General features: G+C 72.2%; 2 protein-coding genes. Both read right to left on the minus strand.

The window, feature by feature from the left end; genetic code table 11:
• The coding region (locus tag VQ02_RS32030) for a TPM domain-containing protein (protein ID WP_048448311.1) at positions 1-743 on the minus strand (743 nt) is incomplete at its 3' end.
• Between the two features lie 2 nt (positions 744-745).
• A partial coding sequence (locus VQ02_RS32035; RefSeq protein WP_048448312.1) for a LemA family protein occupies positions 746-1,259 on the minus strand: 514 nt, incomplete at its 5' end.

The raw sequence follows: 1,259 nt of genomic DNA on the forward strand, positions 1-1,259 counted from the left end.
CCCCCCGTGCCGCCGCCGAAGCCGCCGCCGAAACCTCCACCGAAGCCCCCCGGCGGGCCCGGCACGACGATCCAGTCACCGCCCCTGCGGCGGTGGGGCCGGCCCGGGCCGCCGCGCCCCCCGAAGAGGAGCCGCACGAGGACGAAGCCGATCACCACGAGCAGGATCACGACGAGGACCGGGTCGAGTCCTTGCGCGGAATCCTCCCGCACCTCGGCCCGGCGCTGCCACTCGGCGGCGTCCCCGCTCAGGATGCCGAGGATCCCGTCCACCCCCGCCTGGATGCCGCCGGAAAAATCCCCGGCCTTGAACTTCGGCGCCACCGTGCTCGCGATGATCACCTTGGACAGGGCGTCGGTCAGCGCCCCCTCGAGGCCGTAGCCGACCTCGATGCGCACCTTGCGCTCGGCCGGGGCGACCAGGAGCAGCACGCCATTGTTCTTCGCCTTGGCGCCAAGGCCCCAGGCGCGGAACAGGCGGTTGGAAAAATCCTCGACCGAGGTGCCCTGGAGCGAGGGGACGGTGGCGACCACCACCTGGTCGGTGGTCCTGTCCTCGTGCGCCTTGAGCTTCGCCTCCAGGGCGTCGCGCGCGTCGGGCTGCAGCAGGCCGGCGCCGTCGACCACCCGGCCGGTCAGGGGCGGCAGGTCGAGGGCGGCGGCGGCGCCCGCCCAGAGGACGAGGAGGAGGGCGAGGAGGAAACCGGCGCCCGGGCGGACCGGACGACGAGCCGGGTTCGGCATCCCTAGAACTTCACGTTCGGCGGGCGGCTCGCATCCGGGGCCGCGGCGAAGGATTCCATGGGCTTCGCTTCCGGGTAGAGGGTGGAGGCGATCCAGCGGCCCGGGATGGTGCGGATCTCGGTGTTGTAGGCCTGCACCGCCTGGATGTAGTCGCGCCGCGCCACCGCGATGCGGTTCTCGGTCCCCTCGAGCTGCGACTGCAGGGCGAGGAAGTTGGCGTTCGACTTCAGGTCCGGGTAGCGCTCGACGGTGACGAGGAGCCGGCCGAGGGCGCCCGAGAGCTGGTTCTGGGCGTCCTGGAACTCGCGGAACTTCTGCGGGTCGCTGACCGTGGAGGCGTCGACCTTGACGGAGGTCGCCTTGGCGCGGGCCTCGGTCACCTGCACCAGCACGTCGCGCTCCTGCTGGGCGTAGCCCTTCACGGTCTCGACGAGGTTGGGGATCAGGTCGGCGCGGCGCTGGTACTGGTTCTGCACCTCGCCCCAGCGCGACTTGGCGGCCTCCTCCAGGGTCGGC

Origin of the sequence: Methylobacterium variabile, assembly GCF_001043975.1 — a bacterium.
In the GTDB taxonomy this organism is placed as follows: Bacteria; Pseudomonadota; Alphaproteobacteria; order Rhizobiales; family Beijerinckiaceae; genus Methylobacterium; species Methylobacterium variabile.